Source organism: Mucilaginibacter sp. UYP27 (assembly GCF_040547175.1).
Taxonomy (GTDB): Bacteria; Bacteroidota; Bacteroidia; order Sphingobacteriales; family Sphingobacteriaceae; genus Mucilaginibacter.
Map to the genome: position 1 here is coordinate 94,042 of NZ_JBEPPE010000008.1, position 14,537 is coordinate 108,578.

Genomic DNA, 14,537 nt, shown 5'->3' on the forward strand with positions numbered 1-14,537 from the left:
AATGTCAACAATCAACATAAAAAGAGTAAAAACCAGCGAGATCGAATTAAAAGATCGCCTGGTGAGCATACAACGTGTAGCCAAAGTAACCAAAGGTGGCCGTACATTCAGTTTTTCTGCCATTGTGGTAGTAGGTGACGAGAACGGTGTTGTAGGTTACGGTTTAGGTAAAGCGAAAGAGGTTACCGAAGCTATTGCCAAAGGTATTGATGATGCTAAAAAGAACTTGGTAAAAGTTCCAATTATCAACAACACTATCCCTCATGAGCAAATAGGTAAATTCAGCGGTGGTTTTGTATTCTTAAAACCTGCTGCAAACGGTACTGGTGTAATAGCTGGTGGTGCAATGCGTGCAGTATTAGAGAGTGCCGGTATACACAATGTATTGGCAAAATCAAAAGGATCATCAAACCCGCACAACGTGGTTAAAGCAACCGTATCTGCATTATCACAATTACGTGATGCAGTTACTGTAGCGCAACAACGCGGTATTAGTTTAGGTAAAGTATTTAACGGATAATCAGTCATGTCGAAAATTAAAATAACACAAATTAAAAGCGTTATCGACAGAAGCGAGCGCCAAAAGAAAACCGTTGAGGCATTAGGCCTTAAAAAAATTAACCACAGCGTGGAAGTTGAAGCCACTGCGGCTATTATAGGTATGGTTAGAAAAGTTAACCACCTGGTAGCAGTAGAAAATATTTAATATCATGAATTTAAGTAATCTTAAACCTGCAGAAGGTTCTACTAAAAATAGAAAAAGAATTGGCCGTGGTACAGGTTCTGGCCGTGGCGGTACATCAACCCGTGGCCATAAAGGTGCCGGTTCACGTTCAGGTACATCTACCAAGGTGGGTTTTGAAGGTGGCCAGATGCCATTGCAACGCCGTGTGCCTAAGGTTGGTTTTAAAAACCCTAACCGTGTTGAATACACAGGTGTAAACCTTGATGTGTTGCAACAATTGGTTGAGAAATTTTCACTGGTAACAGTAGATTTCGATATCTTGAAAGAGCACGGTTTAGCTTCTCGTAACGACTTGGTGAAAATCCTTGGCCGTGGCGAATTGAAAGCTAAATTAGAGGTTAAAGCACACGCATTTACTGCTACTGCACAAAAAGCTATTGAAGCAGCCGGCGGAACTATTGTAAAGTTATAATTTCGATGAAGAAATTTTTCACCACATTATCCAATATCTGGAAAATTGAAGATCTAAGAGTGCGTATTATAAACACACTCTTATTTCTTTTGATATATCGTGTTGGCTCGTATATTGTTTTGCCTGGCGTAAAAGCGGCATCACTTAATGCTGCACAAAGTAAAGAGGGGCTTGTAGGCTTGTTAAACATGTTTGCCGGAGGATCGTTCTCACGTTCGTCTATTTTGGCATTAGGTGTTATGCCTTACATCTCTGCTTCAATTGTGGTGCAATTATTAGGTATCGCGGTACCATACTTTATTAAATTGCAAAAAGAAGGCGAAAGCGGCCGTAATAAAATTAACCAGTGGACACGTTACTTAACAATAGGTATTACAGCGTTGCAAGCTATTGGTTATTTGAAATCACAGGTGCAGCCCGATGCCATGTCTATAGCTAACCCGTTGTTTACTATACTTAATGTTTGTGTATTAACTGCAGGTACGTTATTTGTAATGTGGTTGGGTGAAAAAATTACCGATAAAGGTATTGGCAACGGTATCTCATTGATCATCATGACGGGTATTATTGCCCAGCTGCCAAGCGCGGTTGTTGTAGAGTTTGACTCTCGTACAAACGATGCCGGCGGTTTAATTACCTTCATTGTGGAGATTGTGGCACTGCTTGGTGTGGTAATGTTTACCATATTAATAGTACAAGGTACACGTAAAATTGCAGTACAATACGCAAAACGTATTGTGGGTAACAAACAATATGGTGGTGTGCGCCAGTATATACCATTAAAGGTAAATGCCGCTGGCGTAATGCCTATCATTTTTGCGCAGGCATTGATGTTTATCCCGGCAACAGTTGGCCAGTTTTTCCCTAACGCAAGTTCAAACGGTTTGTTAATAGCATTATCAAACTATAACTCATGGCAGCATAATGTAACGTTTGGTATATTAATTATACTATTCACTTACTTCTACACTGCTATTACAGTTAATCCTAACCAGATGGCTGATGATATGAAAAAGAACGGTGGCTTTATTCCGGGTGTTAAACCGGGTAAATCTACAGCCGATTATATCGACGGGGTTATTTCAAGAATAACTTTACCGGGTTCTATTTTCTTAGCCATCATCGCTATCATCCCGGCCCTGGCCAGTTTGGTAGGTGTGAGCAGCATTTTTGCAAGGTTTTTTGGCGGTACATCATTGATCATCCTTGTGGGTGTAGTGTTAGATACTTTACAGCAGGTTGAAAGCCATTTATTAATGCGTCATTATGATGGGTTGATGAAAACAGGGCGTATCAAAGGCCGTGCAAGTATCCCTACAGCTTCGGGTGCAACCCCGCCGGTTATCTAATAAACATGTCAAAGATCATCTATAAGTCTGTCGAAGAGATAGAACTGATAAGAGAAAGTTCTTTACTTGTTGCTAAAACACATGGCGAAATAGCGAAAGTTATTGGCCCTGGTATCACTACTTTAGAATTAAATAAACTTGCCGAAACCTTTATCCGTGACAACGGAGGGGTTCCGGCATTTTTGAACTATAACGGGTTCCCTTTTTCATTATGCATTTCGCTTAACGACCAGGTGGTACACGGTTTCCCTACTAAAAAAGCTTTGGTTGAGGGCGACCTGGTATCTGTTGATTGTGGCGTTGTATTGAACAAGTACTACGGCGACTCTGCTTTTACCTTCGCTATTGGCGAGGTTGATGAAACCACTAAGAAACTGATGCGCGTTACCCGCGAGTGTTTAGACCTTGGTGTGGCAAAAGCTGTTGTAGGTATGCGCATTGGCGATATAGGCTACGCTGTGCAGGAGCACGCTGAGAAGAATGGCTTTGGTGTAGTAAAAGAGCTGGTAGGCCACGGTGTAGGCACACGCTTACATGAAAAGCCCGAAGTACCTAACTATGGCAAACGTGGTGCAGGCATTAAATTAGAGGAGGGAATGGTAATTGCCATTGAGCCTATGATCAATGCAGGCCGCGCCGGTGTTAAGTTTTGGGACGATGGATGGACGGTATCAACCGCAGATAAAAAACCATCGGCACATTACGAGCATACCGTAGCTGTTGGCAAGGGAAAACCAGACATTTTATCGACGTTTGATTACATTGATAAAGTTTTAGAAGAAAAGAATAAAAAGTAAATAATTTTTATTAATTTTGCATCCCGGTTTTGGGGTGGATAATTAAGTAATAATCAATAAAATATGGCAAAACAATCCTCGATTGAGCAAGATGGTACAATTCGCGAAGCATTATCAAATGCTATGTTTAGAGTTGAACTTGAAAACGGCCACGAGATTATTGCACACATATCCGGAAAAATGCGGATGCACTATATCAAAATATTACCTGGCGACAGAGTGAAATTAGAGATGAGCCCGTATGATTTAACAAAAGGAAGAATAACCTACAGATATAAATAACAAACGAGATGAAAGTTAGAGCATCCATTAAAAAACGCAGTGTTGATTGTAAGATCATCCGCCGTAACGGGAAACTTTATGTGATAAACAAAAAGAACCCTAAGTTTAAGCAGCGTCAGGGATAATTAAAAGGAATTGTAATTAGCCGCACAACGGTGGCCCGCCGTTCGGTATTACTTAAAAACAAAAAACAAATATGGCAAGGATCTCCGGTATTGATTTACCAAAAAATAAAAGAGGCGAGATAGGTTTAACCTACATTTACGGTATAGGCCGTACAACCGCTAAAAACATACTTACTGAAGCAGGTATAGATGTTAACATCAAAGTTCAGGATTGGAATGATGATCAGTTAACTGCTATCCGTACCATCATCAACGATAAAATCAAAGTTGAAGGTTCACTACGTTCAGAAGTTCAGCTTAACATCAAACGTTTAATGGATATCGGTTGCTACCGTGGTACCCGTCACCGTAAAGGTTTACCTCTACGTGGCCAACGCACCAAAAACAACTCACGTACCCGTAAAGGAAAACGTAAAACAGTTGCTAACAAAAAGAAAGCTACTAAATAGTAAATAGTTGATTGGTGAGCGGTGAGTAGTTGATACTTTAAGCTTACCAGGAATATAAAATTATAAAAAACGGTTAGTGGGTCCGAGTTTAAGATATAACTCCGTAATTCATTAATTCAATAATTAAGAAAATGGCGAAAAGCAAAAAAGTTACCAAAAAGCGCGTTGTTATTGTTGAGTCGGTAGGCGAAGCACATATCAACGCAACTTTTAACAATATCATTATCACCCTTACCAACAAAAGCGGGCAAGCTGTATCATGGTCGTCTGCAGGTAAAATGGGTTTTAAAGGTTCTAAAAAGAATACCCCATACGCTGCCGGTCAGGCTGCTGCCGATTGCGGTAAAGTTGCTTACGACTTAGGTCTGCGCAAAGTAGAGGTGTTTGTTAAAGGTCCGGGTTCAGGCCGCGAGTCTGCTATCCGTACACTGCAAACAACAGGTATCGAAGTAACTACTATAAAAGACATTACACCGCTTCCACACAATGGTTGCCGTCCGTCTAAACGTAGAAGAGTTTAATTAACTAAATTTTTAAAGCTAAGATTCGACAGCTGCGGGCTGTTTGATACTTTAAAACACACAAATAATGGCAAGATATACAGGCCCCAAATCAAAAATTGCGCGTAGGTTCCGCGAGCCGATCTTCGGTCCGGACAAAGCGTTAGAAAGAAAAAACTACGGTCCAGGTATGCATGGTGCTTCTAAAAGAAGAGGAAAGCAATCTGAGTACGCGGTACAGTTAATGGAAAAACAAAAAGTTAAATACACTTACGGTGTATTAGAGCGTCAGTTCGAAAACTTATTCCACACTGCATCTGCAAAAGAAGGTATCACAGGCGAGAACTTGTTAAAGTTCTTAGAAGCACGTTTAGATAATGCAGTTTACCGTTTAGGTATTGCTCCTACACGTTCTGGTGCACGCCAACTGGTAGGCCACAAACACATCACTGTTAACGGTAACGTTGTAAACATCGCTTCTTATGCATTAAGAGCTGGTGACGTTATAGCAGTGCGCGAAAAATCAAAAACACTTGAAAGCATTACTAATTCAGTAGCTGGCCGTAAAGTAAATAAATATAGCTGGTTAGAATGGAACGCTGATGAATTATCAGGTAAGTTCTTAAACTACCCTAACCGCGATGAGATCCCTGAGAACATCAAGGAGAACCTAATCGTCGAGTTATATTCAAAATAATAACGATAATTATCCGGGAAGTGGTTGGCATATTATGTCAATCATTTTCGTGGTTAAAATCAATTCAAATTAGTTAACAATAAACAAAAGATATAAATGGCAATTTTAGCATTTCAAAAACCAGACAAGGTTATCATGCAGAAATCAAATGATTTTGATGGCACGTTTGAGTTTCGTCCGTTAGAACCAGGCTTCGGTGTAACCATTGGTAATGCTCTGCGTCGTATCTTACTTTCTTCATTAGAAGGTTATGCTATTACATCAGTACGTTTTTCTGGTGTAACGCATGAGTTTTCGACCATCAAAGGTGTGGTTGAAGATGTAACCGAGATCATACTTAACTTGAAACAAGTACGTTTCAAAAAAACAGGTGAATCGGGCGATAATGAGAAAGTATTTGTGATCATTAACGGCCAGGATGCTTTTTCTGCAGGTGACATTACTAAGTTTTCAAACAACTTTACAGTATTGAACCCTGATCTTGTTATTTGTAACATGGATTCATCAGTAACGCTTGAAGTTGAGCTTACGGTTGCTAAAGGCCGTGGTTACATCAGCAACGAGGAAAACAAAAATCCTGATGCTAACGTAGGTGTGATAGCTATCGACTCTATCTTTACACCTATCAAAAATGTAAAATACACTTTAGAAAACTATCGTGTTGAGCAAAAAACAGATTACGAGAAACTGATCCTTGATATATCTACAGATGGTTCTATCCACCCTGAAGATGCATTAAAGCAGGCGGCTAAGATCCTTATCCAGCACTTCATGCTGTTCTCTGATGAGAACATGATGCTTGAAGCGCAGGCTAAAGAAGAAACTAAAGAAGTTGACGAGGAAATTTTACACATGCGTAAGATCCTTAAAACCGAATTGGTTGATCTTGACCTTTCAGTTCGCGCGCTTAACTGCTTAAAAGCTGCTGATATCCGTAGCCTTGCAGACCTGGTTTCTTACGATGTTGCTGATATGTTAAAATTCAGGAACTTCGGTAAAAAATCATTAACTGAAATTCAGGACCTGGTTAAATCAAAAGGTTTATCTTTTGGTATGAACTTGTCTAAATTTAAGTTAGACGAAGAATAATATTAGATAAAAGATGTGAGATAAAAGATGTGAGATTTTTGGTCTTATGTCTCAAATCTCACATCTGTTATCTTAAATCTAATAACAATAAGCGAGGGCATAATTCCGATGGCTTGATTAAGTTCGCCTGACGGTATGCACGTGCACAAATTAACAAACAAATGAGACACGGAAGAAAAGTAAATCACTTAGGTCGTACAGACAGCCACCGCAAAGCGATGATGGCTAACATGGCGTCTTCGCTTATTCTACACAAGCGTATTACAACAACATTGGCAAAAGCAAAAGCATTGCGCGGTTATGTTGAGCCACTTTTAACTAAATCAAAAAACGATACTACGCACTCTCGTCGTACCGTATTTAGCTACTTACAAGACAAAGACACTGTGAACATCCTGTTCCGTGAAATTGCTGAGAAAATAGCTAACCGCCCGGGTGGTTACACTCGTATCGTTAAGTTAGAGAACCGTTTAGGTGATAACGCTGAAATGGCGATCATAGAATTGGTTGACTACAACACTGTTTACGGTAAAGACGTTGACGCTAAAGCTGAGAAGAAAACAACACGTAGACGTGGTGGTGCTTCTAAAGCAAAAGCTGAGCCTGCGGCTGCCGCAACAGAAACTGTTGCCCCTGTAGCTGAAGCTGCACCGGCTGTTGAAGAAACTCCTGCTACCGAAGCTCCTGCAGCTGACGACAAGGAAGAAAATGCTGAAAAAGGCGTATAATTAATTATTCAGCTTAAAGTATATAAAGCCTCCCGAATTTCGGGGGGCTTTTTTTGTGCACAACGTTTTGCTGAATTTTAAAACCCCCGGCTACTAATTGGGTTTAAATAGTATAATATAAAAACGTACTATGAACGTAGCAGACCAAATGGTTGAAATGCTGGTAAACGCGGGTATCAAAAGGATATACGCGGTAACAGGTGATAGCTTAAATGAAGTGAACGATGCCGTAAGGCGCGAGGGAAGCATCCAATGGGTGCATGTGCGCCACGAGGAAGCAGGCGCGTATGCGGCGGGTGCAGAAGCGCAGCTTACAGGTAACTTAGCCTGTTGCGCAGGCAGCAGCGGGCCCGGCCACGTACACTTGATAAATGGTTTGTATGACGCGCACCGTTCGGGCGCGCCGGTTATCGCCATAGCGTCAACCGTTCCCAGCTTTGAGTATGGTACCGAATATTTCCAGGAAACTAATACTATTAAGCTATTTGATGATTGCAGCTACTATAACCATGTGGCCACCACGCCAAAGCAGTTCCCGCGGATGCTACAGGGGGGCATACAGGCTGCCTTGCACCGTAAAGGAGTATCCGTAATTGGTGTCCCCGGTGATCTGACCAGCATGGATGCCGAAGAGATCACTACATCTACCCAAAATTTTGACCCTGTTGCAGTAACCCGCCCTAATGATGAAGATATTGCCAAGCTTGCCGCGCTGGTTAATCAGCATAAAAAAATCACCATATTTTGTGGGATAGGTGCCGCTGATGCGCATGCTGAGGTTGTTGCCATATCGCAGAAGCTTAACGCGCCTGTAGCGTATTCTTTCCGCTCTAAAATGGATATCCAGTATGATAACCCTAACGAAGTGGGGATGACGGGCCTGCTTGGCCTGCCTTCGGCATATCACAGCATGCATGAGAGCGATTTGCTGATATTGTTAGGTACCGATTTCCCTTACACGCCATTTATGCCTACCGATTGCAAAATTGTGCAGGTAGATATTAAACCCGAACGCATTGGCCGACGTGCTAAGGTTGATGTGGGTTTAAGTGGATCTGTTAAAGATACTTTAGGCGCCCTGTTACCACAGGTAGCACAGCACGATGATGATAGCTTCCTGAAAGCACAGTTGGAGTTTTACGGGCATGTGAAGGAGAACATGAAGATCTACGTAAAAGATACCGGCAAAAAAGAAAATATCCATCCAGAATATATTGCCAGCCTAATAGATGAGTTAGCTACCGGCGATGCCATTTTTACGGTAGATACCGGCATGTCATGCGTGTGGGGTTCGCGTTATATCAATGCTACGGGCAAACGCAAGATGATAGGCTCGTTCAACCACGGTTCGATGGCTAACGCGATGCCGCAGGCTATTGGCGCCGCTTTGGCGTTCCCGAACCGGCAGGTTATTGCTTTGTGTGGCGATGGAGGCTTATCTATGTTAATGGGCGATCTGGCTACCATTACACAATACAACCTGCCAATAAAGATCATCGTATTCAACAACAGATCGTTAGGGATGGTGAAACTGGAGATGGAGGTTGCAGGCCTGCCCGATTGGCAAACCGAAATGCACAATCCCGATTTCGCGATGGTTGCTAAGGCCATGGGCATAAAAGGTATCACCGTAAAAGACCCTGAAGAGGCCAGGCAGGCATTAATTGAAGCGTTAATATACAAAGGCCCGGCCTTAATAAATATATTTACAGACCCTAACGCATTGGCCATGCCGCCAAAAATAGAATTGGGGCAGGTAAAAGGTATGGCATTATCCATGACCAAACTAATGCTGAACGGACGCATGGATGAGGTGGTAGATACCATTAAAGCCAACTATAAACATGTAAAAGATCTTATCTAAATTAATGAATATACGCAGGCAAAAGATACTGCTGTTAGTACTTGCCCTTATCACCGTAGGGTTCATATGCTTATCTGTTTTGGTGGCGATGTACCCGTCTATGCCCATTGATCTAAAGGTTTCGGAAGAGATCCAGGAGCACCACAATGTTTTTTTTGATAAGTTGATGTACCTGATAAGCACGCCGGGTTACATGCCCGAATCGGTGATATTAGTATTGGGTACCAGCCTGCTGTTTTTCTTGTATAAATATAAAAAAGCAGCCGCGTTTGTGCTGGCAACGGGTTTAACCGGATTGATAAGTACGCTTGTAAAAGCATTGGTTAACAGGCCACGGCCTTCAAAAGATCTTGTCAAGATCTTGTATGAAACCACCCAGCAAAGCTTCCCCAGTGGGCATGTATTATTTTATGTGGTGTTTTTTGGCTTTATGATCCTGTTGATGTTTCAGTTAGAGCGTATCCCGCGGTTGATTAGATATGCTGTTGGTTTGCTGAGTATTTTTTTAATATTTAGCATCCCTTTCTCGCGCATTTACCTGGGCGCGCATTGGTTTACCGATGTAGTGGGTGGTTTTTTGTTAGGCCTGCCTTGCCTGTGTCTATTATCGTGGCTTTATTTACGCAAACCAGCCGCTAAACAGGAAGCACCCGTAGCAGAAACGAAATAATTACTCATCTAAAAGTTAATTATCTGATTATCAGTCTAATAGTGTAATTTTTAGGCAAGACTAAAAATTAGATTGTTGATTATCAGCGTGTTCATGGAAATGATGCTCGTGTTTGCACCGTGAACGTGAACACTATCTACGCTTCAATAATCCTACCTATACTTTTATTCAACAATAATTATCATTAATTTCAGGTCGTTAAAAACCTGATAATAACCACAATGCCTGCAACCGTAGCAACTAAACAACGCATCCAGTCTATAGACATTCTTCGCGGTGTAATTATGCTGATCATGGCGATAGACCATACCCGCGACTATTTCCACTTAGCAGGCGCCACCAGCGACCCAACCAACCTTGCAACCACAACCCCGCTGCTGTTTTTCACTCGTTGGATAACGCACTTTTGCGCGCCAACTTTTGTATTCCTGAGCGGGTTATCGGCATACCTTGCCGGCACGCGCCGCACAAAAAGCGAATTAAGTAGCTTCCTCATCAAACGTGGCATTTGGCTTTTATTTGTAGAGGTTGCAATTATCACACTCGCGCTTACGCTAAATCCATTCTATAATGTAATAGGGCTGCAAGTAATATGGGCTATAGGGCTAAGTATGATATTGCTCGGGCTGATGGTGCGTTTGCCCTTGCGTGTTATTGGAGCGATAGGCTTAATTATCATTATAGGGCACGATATGCTCAACAACCTAAAACTAACACCCAATAGTGCCGAAGACGTGCTGATGAAACTATTTTTTACAGCCCGCGGAACAGTACTCCCGCTTGATAAAACACACATCGTATTTGCACTTTACGCCGTTATCCCATGGACAGGGGTCATGCTTTTGGGTTATGCCTTTGGTAGTTTGTACCAAGCCAAATATAAACCCAAGAACCGGAAAGGAATGTTGCTCATTTGCTCTGCCTTAATGTTCTTGTTATTTTTAGCCTTGCGACTGGTAAATATCTACGGCGACCCGGCGCCATGGTCGGTACATCAAACGGGTGTTTACACATTCCTATCGTTCATTAATGTGAGCAAATACCCGGCATCGTTAGATTATTGCTTGCTTACGCTATCCGTAGCACTGCTGGTACTGGCCTTTACTGAAAACGCGATGGGGAAACTGGCTGGCTTTTTTAAAGTTTACGGCAGCGTGCCCTTCTTTTACTACGTATGTCATTTCTACCTCATCAGGATACTTACAATGATCGTATTCTTTGTACAAGGCTATAAAACCTCGCAAATTGAAACGCCCAATGCGCCTTTTCTGTTTACACCACCGGGTTTTGGGTTTAGTTTGGGATGGGTGTATTTGATTTGGCTGTGTATCATACTTAGCCTATATTACCCGTGTAAATGGTTTTCCAATTACAAGAAAACCCACAAGCAGTGGTGGCTAAGTTATTTGTAGGATAGCTATTTTATATACTGCTGAATAACCTGCTGTAACTGGTTGGCCTGCATTACACCGCTTTGGCGCCATTTGCTTTCACCGTTCTGGAAGATCATGAGGGTGGGTACGCTTTGTACACGGTAGGCATTTGCCGCCGCCGGGTTTTTATCGATATCTATTTTAATAATGGTGACCTTATCGCCAAGGGCATCCTTAACCTGCTTTAAAATTGGCGGCATCATTTTACACGGGCCACACCACTCGGCAGCAAAATCTACTAACACGGGTTTATCTGAAGCTATAATATCCTGGAAGTTTGCCATTGCTGTATCTCCTTTTAGTAATAACGTTAAAGGTGACAATACGTTTCTACAGATTGATCATTTATATGCCATATATGTTGCGTACCTACGGCACGCAAAACTGATTTGGTTTGTTGCTACAAAGCGTTAGTCCCTACGGGACACGGGGGGATTGCTGTGGTTGCATTAACGCGTTGATGAATATTTTAAAGATGCCCCATCGGGGCTACCGCTTTGTAGAAACATAAGCAAAGTGTCTTTTGCTCCAGAGGAGCTACCCTTGGCGCTTTTGCGATAAACAAATATTAATGCATTACCTTCTTTCGTTCGGGTTTCAAAATGTTACTATCCTCCAGCCAGTCGGCCAGGCGTTGCGGCCAGTTATTGATGGATTTTAATTTGCGATTGGTGCCCATATTAAAGGCATGGTCACCGCGCGCGTACATATGCATTTCTACAGGTACTTTTGCTTCGCGATAACGTTGCAGCAGTTGGATAATGGGTAACGAGCAGCAGGCATCATCGTTAGCGGCAACCAAAAAAGCGGGTGGCGCATCCGCCGGGATCTTCTCTGGTACAAAGCCCGGGCCCGGATAAACCTGTACAATAAAATTGGGCTTGGCGCTGGCACGATCTATCTTATCAACGGCTTTCGGGTCGCCCTGCCAGCCGCCAAAAGCAACCATATCCACCACCTCGCCACCTGCCGAGAAGCCCATCATGCCGATCCGGTTGCTATCTATATTAAACTCCGCGGCGCGGCTGCGAACCAGGCGCATAGCACGGTAAGCATCTTGTTTGGGGTGGATATCAACTTTGTATGGCGACAATGTATCCCTGCCTAAACGGTATTTCAATACAAAAACGGTTACGCCCAAATCATTGTAGAACTTGGCAGGTGCAACGCCTTCGGAATTAAATACCAACAGGCGGTGGCCGCCACCGGGGCATACAATTACGGCAGCGCCATTTGCTTTGCCTGCAGGTGGCAAATAAACGGTGAGTGACGGATTGTGGATATTTTTTACCCAGTAATCCTTAGCCTGTTCGGGCTCATTGCGGCGGTTCTCGAAGCCGGGGGCACCTTTGGCCCAAAGTGGTATCACAGTTTGCGCCTGCGATGCCAACGCACACAGCATCAGTATAAACAAAACTTGATAAAACGATGTCGGTGTTTTCATGATGCAATTTAAGTTATTTACTCATAAATGGTTTCCACCATTCCGAATTATATGGGCCTTTTACCTCGGTAGGTTTACCGGGCTGGGGGATAAATAGGTTAATATTTTTTTCTTCGCCAAACTTCACCAACCGTTCGCCGGGTTCAAACCAGGCGTGTGGGGCCAGGTTAAAAGTGGCCCAGTGTAAAGGCATCATCAGTTTGCCTTTAAGGGCAAGGTGGGCGTTGGTGGCATTATCCGGCCCCATGTGGATATCCGGCCAATTCGTACCGTAAGCACCTATCTCTAACATGGTAAGATCGAACGGGCCGAAGGCTTCGCCTATCTCGGCGAACCCCGGGAACCAACCTGAATCGGCACCGAAAAATATGTTATGCTGTGGCCCTTTTATCACCCATGATGCCCAAAGTGTTTCGTTGCGGTTGATGATACCACGGCCCGAAAAATGCCTTGATGGTGTAGCCGTAATGTTGCAGTCACCTATCATCACGCTATCGCCCCAATCCACCTCGTGGATATAGTTTTTGAGGATACCCCAATCTTCGAGATATTTGCAAACACCTATAGGGGTGATGAACCGGATGGGCTTGCCAGCAAAGAATTTAATGGTGGCTTTATCCAGGTGGTCGTAATGATCATGCGATACGATCACCACATCTAATGGCGGCAAGTCTTCGAGTGCTATCGGTGGCTGGAAAAACCTTTTAGGCCCAAATGCCTGCGAGAAAGATACCCGCTGGCTCCAAACCGGATCAGTTAAAATACGGATGCCATCAACCTCTATCAGCAAACTACTGTGCCCAACCCACGTTATTCGTAGGCCGCTTGCAGGTGGCGTTTGGTAAATAGCTAAATCCGTTTTAGGGCCGGTTATCGTTATTTTTGGGACGTTTTCGGCCTTGTTATTAATGTATTCCCGTAGTATAGGGATCATTACGCCTAAACCGGCTTCTTCGGTGGGTATAGGATTTAAAAATTTACGTCCCTGTTTTTTTGCTCCGGCTAAACTCATAAACAATTATAAAACTTGTGGTGCTATTTTAATTATATAACGATGAAAGATTGCTTACAGATGGCTGTAACAGCAATTATATCTTAAAAAAGTTGATGGCAGCATCACAAAATGTCGATAATTGTGCAGGGAGTTCTGCTGATTGATATGGCTCCGACGCGTTAAAAACGTGATCGGCAGTGGGTATCACTACCAACTGTGCAAGTGGCTGCGCTCCGTACAAAAGTTCGGCATGGCTAAGAGGCACGCTGGTATCGGCATCACCATGTATAATTAGCCAGGGTTGGGTTATTTCTGATGCCCTTAGCGGGATATCCAACCTTGTAGGGTTGTCATCCAGATCTTTTAACAATGACGATTTGTAGGGCATGTTTTGGCCGGTGCGCGAGTTTTTCATATACATGACGCCCTGTAAACGCCATTGTTTTTCGGCATCCTTCGGCCAAAGGTTATGGAAGCTGGAGATGGCGGCCATGGTAACCAGTTTTGCTATCCGTTTATCCTCGGCTGTTTTTACAATGCTGATGCCACCACCCAGGCTATGGCCAATAACATACACGCTTTTCACACGCGGAATGGCCGAGCCGCCGCAGGCGAAATCTATTACCGATTTCAGGTCTTCCAGCTCAAAAGAAAAAGTGTTATCGCTAAAGGCTATCAGGTCGGCAAATTCGGTAGGCTTATCTGCCGTAGTGCCGTTATGCGAAAAGTTGAATTTGAGGAAACGGAAACCATTTTCTGCAAAATAGTTGGCAACCAGGTTATGCGCGCCCCAATCCTTAAACCCCCTGATGCCATGGGCAAAGATCACCAGCGGCGCATAAGGGTGCAGCGTATCATAGGTTATATCGGCCGCCATACCACGGCCTTTAGCGCCGGGGATGGTATAATGTTGCTTAACGATCATGGCCCGAAAATTACGGCTTTTGATGCGAAATGTA

19 protein-coding genes are annotated in these 14,537 nt (G+C 43.2%); 15 read left to right on the forward strand and 4 right to left on the reverse strand.

Features of this window, described 5'->3' with window-relative positions; translation table 11 throughout:
* The first annotated feature begins 1 nt into the window (after position 1).
* The 15 genes from rpsE to ABIB39_RS19520 all read left to right on the forward strand — a co-directional run bounded on the left by rpsE (position 2) and on the right by ABIB39_RS19520 (position 11,119).
* Positions 2-520: a 30S ribosomal protein S5 gene (gene rpsE / locus ABIB39_RS19450; protein WP_067059737.1), complete on the forward strand. Its 519-nt coding sequence runs from the start codon at positions 2-4 to the stop codon at positions 518-520.
* A gap of 6 nt (positions 521-526) precedes the next feature.
* Positions 527-706 (forward strand): 50S ribosomal protein L30, encoded by a 180-nt coding sequence (gene rpmD / locus ABIB39_RS19455; RefSeq protein WP_067059736.1) that lies wholly within the window; start codon positions 527-529, stop codon positions 704-706.
* Positions 707-710: 4 nt separating this feature from the next.
* On the forward strand, positions 711-1,157 hold the full coding sequence (gene rplO / locus ABIB39_RS19460; RefSeq protein ID WP_354431844.1) for a 50S ribosomal protein L15: 447 nt from the start codon (positions 711-713) through the stop codon (positions 1,155-1,157).
* A 5-nt stretch (positions 1,158-1,162) separates the two neighbouring features.
* The gene (secY, locus tag ABIB39_RS19465; protein ID WP_354431845.1) at positions 1,163-2,506 is read left to right on the forward strand and encodes a preprotein translocase subunit SecY; all 1,344 of its coding nucleotides are present in this window, start codon (positions 1,163-1,165) and stop codon (positions 2,504-2,506) included.
* 5 nt (positions 2,507-2,511) lie between these two features.
* On the forward strand, positions 2,512-3,303 hold the full coding sequence (gene map, locus ABIB39_RS19470; protein ID WP_354431846.1) for a type I methionyl aminopeptidase: 792 nt from the start codon (positions 2,512-2,514) through the stop codon (positions 3,301-3,303).
* A 63-nt stretch (positions 3,304-3,366) separates the two neighbouring features.
* Positions 3,367-3,585: a translation initiation factor IF-1 gene (infA, locus tag ABIB39_RS19475; protein ID WP_022833270.1), complete on the forward strand. Its 219-nt coding sequence runs from the start codon at positions 3,367-3,369 to the stop codon at positions 3,583-3,585.
* 8 nt (positions 3,586-3,593) lie between these two features.
* Positions 3,594-3,710 (forward strand): 50S ribosomal protein L36, encoded by a 117-nt coding sequence (gene rpmJ / locus ABIB39_RS19480; protein ID WP_082855993.1) that lies wholly within the window; start codon positions 3,594-3,596, stop codon positions 3,708-3,710.
* Positions 3,711-3,781: 71 nt separating this feature from the next.
* Positions 3,782-4,159 (forward strand): 30S ribosomal protein S13, encoded by a 378-nt coding sequence (gene rpsM / locus ABIB39_RS19485; protein ID WP_354431847.1) that lies wholly within the window; start codon positions 3,782-3,784, stop codon positions 4,157-4,159.
* 131 nt (positions 4,160-4,290) lie between these two features.
* Positions 4,291-4,680 carry a 30S ribosomal protein S11 gene (gene rpsK, locus ABIB39_RS19490; protein ID WP_354431848.1) on the forward strand — a complete coding sequence of 130 codons (390 nt, stop codon included), beginning with the start codon at positions 4,291-4,293 and terminating at the stop codon, positions 4,678-4,680.
* A 67-nt stretch (positions 4,681-4,747) separates the two neighbouring features.
* Entirely contained in the window at positions 4,748-5,356 is a 609-nt protein-coding gene (rpsD, locus tag ABIB39_RS19495; RefSeq protein WP_354431849.1) for a 30S ribosomal protein S4, read from the forward strand.
* Positions 5,357-5,452: 96 nt separating this feature from the next.
* Positions 5,453-6,445: a DNA-directed RNA polymerase subunit alpha gene (locus tag ABIB39_RS19500; protein ID WP_354431850.1), complete on the forward strand. Its 993-nt coding sequence runs from the start codon at positions 5,453-5,455 to the stop codon at positions 6,443-6,445.
* A gap of 161 nt (positions 6,446-6,606) precedes the next feature.
* Positions 6,607-7,173, forward strand: coding sequence for a 50S ribosomal protein L17 (gene rplQ, locus ABIB39_RS19505; RefSeq protein ID WP_354431851.1), 567 nt, complete (start codon positions 6,607-6,609; stop codon positions 7,171-7,173).
* 130 nt (positions 7,174-7,303) lie between these two features.
* Positions 7,304-9,037, forward strand: a complete 1,734-nt coding sequence (locus tag ABIB39_RS19510) for a thiamine pyrophosphate-dependent enzyme (protein ID WP_354431852.1) — start codon at positions 7,304-7,306, stop codon at positions 9,035-9,037.
* A gap of 4 nt (positions 9,038-9,041) precedes the next feature.
* Complete coding sequence (locus ABIB39_RS19515) at positions 9,042-9,707, forward strand: phosphatase PAP2 family protein (protein WP_354431853.1); 666 nt, start codon at positions 9,042-9,044, stop codon at positions 9,705-9,707.
* A gap of 221 nt (positions 9,708-9,928) precedes the next feature.
* On the forward strand, positions 9,929-11,119 hold the full coding sequence (locus ABIB39_RS19520) for an acetyltransferase domain-containing protein (RefSeq protein ID WP_354431854.1): 1,191 nt from the start codon (positions 9,929-9,931) through the stop codon (positions 11,117-11,119).
* Between the two features lie 5 nt (positions 11,120-11,124).
* Here the strand turns inward: ABIB39_RS19520 and trxA are convergent, their stop codons facing one another.
* From trxA to ABIB39_RS19540, 4 genes are all read right to left on the reverse strand, one after another.
* Complete coding sequence (trxA, locus tag ABIB39_RS19525) at positions 11,125-11,424, reverse strand: thioredoxin (RefSeq protein ID WP_354431855.1); 300 nt, start codon at positions 11,422-11,424, stop codon at positions 11,125-11,127.
* Positions 11,425-11,708: 284 nt separating this feature from the next.
* Entirely contained in the window at positions 11,709-12,584 is an 876-nt protein-coding gene (locus tag ABIB39_RS19530; RefSeq protein WP_354431856.1) for an alpha/beta hydrolase, read from the reverse strand.
* Positions 12,585-12,597: 13 nt separating this feature from the next.
* The gene (locus ABIB39_RS19535) at positions 12,598-13,596 is read right to left on the reverse strand and encodes an MBL fold metallo-hydrolase (protein WP_354431857.1); all 999 of its coding nucleotides are present in this window, start codon (positions 13,594-13,596) and stop codon (positions 12,598-12,600) included.
* 76 nt (positions 13,597-13,672) lie between these two features.
* Positions 13,673-14,503, reverse strand: a complete 831-nt coding sequence (locus ABIB39_RS19540) for an alpha/beta hydrolase (protein WP_354431858.1) — start codon at positions 14,501-14,503, stop codon at positions 13,673-13,675.
* Positions 14,504-14,537 lie beyond the last annotated feature (34 nt).

What these genes read in the sequence shown, in the direction of transcription:
- ABIB39_RS19500 (WP_354431850.1), top strand. Translation starts at nt 5,453, where the DNA reads ATGGCAATTTTAGCATTTCAAAAACCAGACAAGGTTATCATGCAGAAA.
- secY (WP_354431845.1), top strand. Translation starts at nt 1,163, where the DNA reads ATGAAGAAATTTTTCACCACATTATCCAATATCTGGAAAATTGAAGAT.
- trxA (WP_354431855.1), bottom strand. Translation starts at nt 11,424, where the DNA reads ATGGCAAACTTCCAGGATATTATAGCTTCAGATAAACCCGTGTTAGTA.
- rpsK (WP_354431848.1), top strand. Translation starts at nt 4,291, where the DNA reads ATGGCGAAAAGCAAAAAAGTTACCAAAAAGCGCGTTGTTATTGTTGAG.
- ABIB39_RS19515 (WP_354431853.1), top strand. Translation starts at nt 9,042, where the DNA reads ATGAATATACGCAGGCAAAAGATACTGCTGTTAGTACTTGCCCTTATC.
- ABIB39_RS19520 (WP_354431854.1), top strand. Translation starts at nt 9,929, where the DNA reads ATGCCTGCAACCGTAGCAACTAAACAACGCATCCAGTCTATAGACATT.
- rpsM (WP_354431847.1), top strand. Translation starts at nt 3,782, where the DNA reads ATGGCAAGGATCTCCGGTATTGATTTACCAAAAAATAAAAGAGGCGAG.
- ABIB39_RS19540 (WP_354431858.1), bottom strand. Translation starts at nt 14,503, where the DNA reads ATGATCGTTAAGCAACATTATACCATCCCCGGCGCTAAAGGCCGTGGT.
- ABIB39_RS19535 (WP_354431857.1), bottom strand. Translation starts at nt 13,596, where the DNA reads ATGAGTTTAGCCGGAGCAAAAAAACAGGGACGTAAATTTTTAAATCCT.
- ABIB39_RS19530 (WP_354431856.1), bottom strand. Translation starts at nt 12,584, where the DNA reads ATGAAAACACCGACATCGTTTTATCAAGTTTTGTTTATACTGATGCTG.
- rpsD (WP_354431849.1), top strand. Translation starts at nt 4,748, where the DNA reads ATGGCAAGATATACAGGCCCCAAATCAAAAATTGCGCGTAGGTTCCGC.
- rplQ (WP_354431851.1), top strand. Translation starts at nt 6,607, where the DNA reads ATGAGACACGGAAGAAAAGTAAATCACTTAGGTCGTACAGACAGCCAC.
- rpsE (WP_067059737.1), top strand. Translation starts at nt 2, where the DNA reads ATGTCAACAATCAACATAAAAAGAGTAAAAACCAGCGAGATCGAATTA.
- rpmD (WP_067059736.1), top strand. Translation starts at nt 527, where the DNA reads ATGTCGAAAATTAAAATAACACAAATTAAAAGCGTTATCGACAGAAGC.
- infA (WP_022833270.1), top strand. Translation starts at nt 3,367, where the DNA reads ATGGCAAAACAATCCTCGATTGAGCAAGATGGTACAATTCGCGAAGCA.
- rplO (WP_354431844.1), top strand. Translation starts at nt 711, where the DNA reads ATGAATTTAAGTAATCTTAAACCTGCAGAAGGTTCTACTAAAAATAGA.
- ABIB39_RS19510 (WP_354431852.1), top strand. Translation starts at nt 7,304, where the DNA reads ATGAACGTAGCAGACCAAATGGTTGAAATGCTGGTAAACGCGGGTATC.
- rpmJ (WP_082855993.1), top strand. Translation starts at nt 3,594, where the DNA reads ATGAAAGTTAGAGCATCCATTAAAAAACGCAGTGTTGATTGTAAGATC.
- map (WP_354431846.1), top strand. Translation starts at nt 2,512, where the DNA reads ATGTCAAAGATCATCTATAAGTCTGTCGAAGAGATAGAACTGATAAGA.